Annotated in this window: 3 protein-coding genes; all 3 read left to right on the top strand. The window is 65.4% G+C overall.

Annotation, left to right across the window (positions count from 1 at the left end):
* On the top strand, positions 1–292 hold a 292-nt coding region (locus J5F18_RS08225), incomplete at its 5' end, for a GNAT family N-acetyltransferase (RefSeq protein ID WP_346301781.1).
* 391 nt (positions 293–683) lie between these two features.
* Positions 684–2,276 (top strand): isocitrate lyase, encoded by a 1,593-nt coding sequence (locus J5F18_RS08220; protein ID WP_346301780.1) that lies wholly within the window; start codon positions 684–686, stop codon positions 2,274–2,276.
* Positions 2,277–2,522: 246 nt separating this feature from the next.
* Positions 2,523–2,990, top strand: a complete 468-nt coding sequence (locus J5F18_RS08215; RefSeq protein ID WP_346301779.1) for a glycine zipper 2TM domain-containing protein — start codon at positions 2,523–2,525, stop codon at positions 2,988–2,990.
* Positions 2,991–3,051 lie beyond the last annotated feature (61 nt).

Here is a 3,051-nt window from a genome sequence, read left to right as displayed (position 1 = left end):
GCACTTCCTGGCGCTGCGGGAGGGCGTCCCCATCGGCACCGCTCGCCTGCTGCCCGACGCCCATATCGGACGCGTCGCGGTGCTGCCCGAGGCCCGCGGCCTGGGCATCGGGGTGGCGCTGATGCGCGCCGCCATCGAGGCGGCACGACGCCAAGGTCACGACGCCGTGGAGCTCGCCGCCCAGACCCACGCCCTGGCCTTCTACGAAAACCTCGGTTTCTCGGCCTACGGTGAGGTCTTCCTCGACGCCGGCATACCGCACCGCAATATGCGCCTTCCGCTGACATACTGAGCCCCCTTTCGCCTCGCCTGCCCGCGAAAGTCGACTACAGGATCACGCCCTGCCGCGCCACTCCTGTAGTCGAGCTACAACCCTCCTTCCCCCCAAGTGTCAATTGCTGTCCCCCTTGGCCCTGCGGCATAGTGGAGACACGACGGGATTAGAACGATTGTTCAGCTATCGATTATCAGCAATCCGCCGCAAGCGTTTTGATCTCGACACTGATTCGACCAAGGCCGTAAAGACTTATTGAACGCCCCGGTGGAATCTGGCATCACTTCGCAGGCGCAGCATGACCGGCGACAACGCCCGTCGATGCCGCAGGCGACCGGCAGGCCAGCAGTGCGCCGCAGCGCGGCGGCCCAAGGCTGACGACGACACCTCTGATCGGAAGGATGGTTCCATGTCATACAAAGACGATATCAAGGCACTGGCTCAACTGCGTGAAGCCATGCAGGGGAAATGGGCCGACATCAGCCCCGAGAATGCCGCCCGCATGCGTGCCCAGAACCGCTTCAAGACCGGCCTGGACATCGCCAAGTACACCGCCAAGATCATGCGCGAGGACATGGCCGCCTACGACGCCGATACTGCCCAGTACACCCAGTCCCTGGGCTGCTGGCACGGCTTCATCGGCCAGCAGAAGCTGATCGCCATCAAGAAGCACTTCGGCACCACCAAGCGCCGCTACCTCTACCTCTCCGGCTGGATGGTCGCCGCCCTGCGCTCCGAGTTCGGTCCGCTGCCCGACCAGTCCATGCACGAGAAGACCGCCGTCTCCGGCCTGATCGAAGAGCTCTACACCTTCCTGCGCCAGGCCGACGCCTGGGAACTCAACCACCTGTTCCGCGCCCTGGAAGAGGCCAAGCAGGCCGGCGACAGCGCCAAGATGGCCGAGCTCGAGCAGCTGATCGACAACCACGAGACCCACGTGGTGCCGATCGTTGCCGATATCGACGCCGGCTTCGGCAACGCCGAGGCCACCTACCTGCTGGCCAAGCAGATGATCGAGGCGGGCGCCTGCTGTATCCAGATCGAGAACCAGGTCTCCGACGAGAAGCAGTGCGGCCACCAGGACGGCAAGGTCACCGTGCCCCACGAGGACTTCCTGGCCAAGATCAACGCCGTGCGCTATGCCTTCCTGGAGCTGGGCGTCGACGATGGCGTCATCGTCGCCCGTACCGACTCCCTCGGTGCCGGCCTGACCCAGAAGATCGCCGTGACCAACGAGCCGGGCGACCTGGGCGATCAGTACAACAGCTTCCTGGACGGCGACTACATCGACAGCGCCGACCAGATCGACAACGGCGACGTGGTCATCAAGTCCGAAGGCAAGCTCAAGAAGCTCAAGCGCCTGCCCTCCGGCCTCTTCCAGTTCAAGCCGGGCACCGGTGAGGACCGCGTGGTGCTGGACTGCATCACCAGCCTGCAGAATGGCGCCGACCTGATCTGGATCGAGACCGAGAAGCCCCACGTCGGCCAGATCGCCGGCATGGTCAACCGCATCCGCGAAGCGGTGCCGGACGCCAAGCTGGTCTACAACAACTCGCCCTCCTTCAACTGGACCCTCAACTTCCGTCAGCAGGTGTTCGACGCCTGGGAGAAGGAAGGCAAGGATGTCTCCGCCTACGACCGCGCCAGGCTGATGAGCCCGGACTACGACGCCACCGAGCTGGCCAAGCTGGCCGACGAGTGGACGCGGAACTTCCAGCGCGACTCCTCTCGCGAGGCGGGCATCTTCCACCACCTGATCACCCTGCCGACCTACCACACGGCGGCCCTCTCCACCGACAACCTGGCCAAGGGCTACTTCGGCGACGAAGGCATGCTGGCCTACGTGGAGGGCGTGCAGCGCCGCGAGATCCGTCAGGGTATCGCCACCGTCAGGCACCAGGACATGGCCGGCTCCAACATCGGGGACGACCACAAGGAGTTCTTCCACGGCGACGCGGCGCTCAAGGCCGGAGGCAAGGACAACACCATGAACCAGTTCTGACCAGGGCGATGCGGTAGCACGACTGGAACCTTCGGGGGAGGCCTGCGCCTCCCCTTTTCTGTGTCGGGCCGACCACCATTTCCACACTCCTTGACCGATTCCGCAGCTACACTGGGGCACTCTTCTGCTCGGCCGCTGGTCAAATCGGCAAGCGCTGGGTAGACTTTTGCGAACAGCGTTCTCTAACCATCCGCGACAGGATGTCCCTGGGCAGCGTCACGGATGCACGTCCCTCTGGAGGTCTGCATGAAACGTCTTCTTCCCATCCTGGCCATCGGCGCCCTGACGCTGGCCGGCTGCGCCAACACCTCCACCATGGGCGGCAATGTCTATCGTGGCAGCCAGGCCGGTACCGCCCAGACCGTCACCTTCGGCACCGTCGAAGCCGTTCGCCAGGTGCAGATCCAGGCCGATAGCCGCGCCGGCGGCATCGTCGGCACCGGGGGGGGCGCGGTCATGGGCGGCCTGCTGGGTCGCCAGGTCGGCGGCGGTTCCGGCCGTGACCTGGCCACCGCCGCCGGCGTGATCGGCGGCGCCGTGGCCGGTACGCGCATCGAGGAGGCCACCAACCGGGTCACCGCCTTGGAGATGGAGATCCGCCGCGATGACGGCCAGCGCGTGGTCATCGTCCAGCGGGCCGACCAGCGCTTCCAGACCGGCCAGCGGGTACGCCTGATCGGCAGCGGCGCCAACATCACGGTGGCCCCCTACTGACCCCAGGCCGGCCGGCCACGGCGGCAAAGCAAAGTAACGACAAGGCAATTTAAAGAAGGCC

Source organism: Halomonas sp. BM-2019 (assembly GCF_017584085.1).
This window is presented reverse-complemented; position numbering and strand designations above follow the sequence as displayed.

Bases quoted from the DNA above. Each gene is read 5' to 3' on its own strand.
- J5F18_RS08220 (WP_346301780.1), top strand. From the start codon at position 684: ATGTCATACAAAGACGATATCAAGGCACTGGCTCAACTGCGTGAAGCC.
- J5F18_RS08215 (WP_346301779.1), top strand. From the start codon at position 2,523: ATGAAACGTCTTCTTCCCATCCTGGCCATCGGCGCCCTGACGCTGGCC.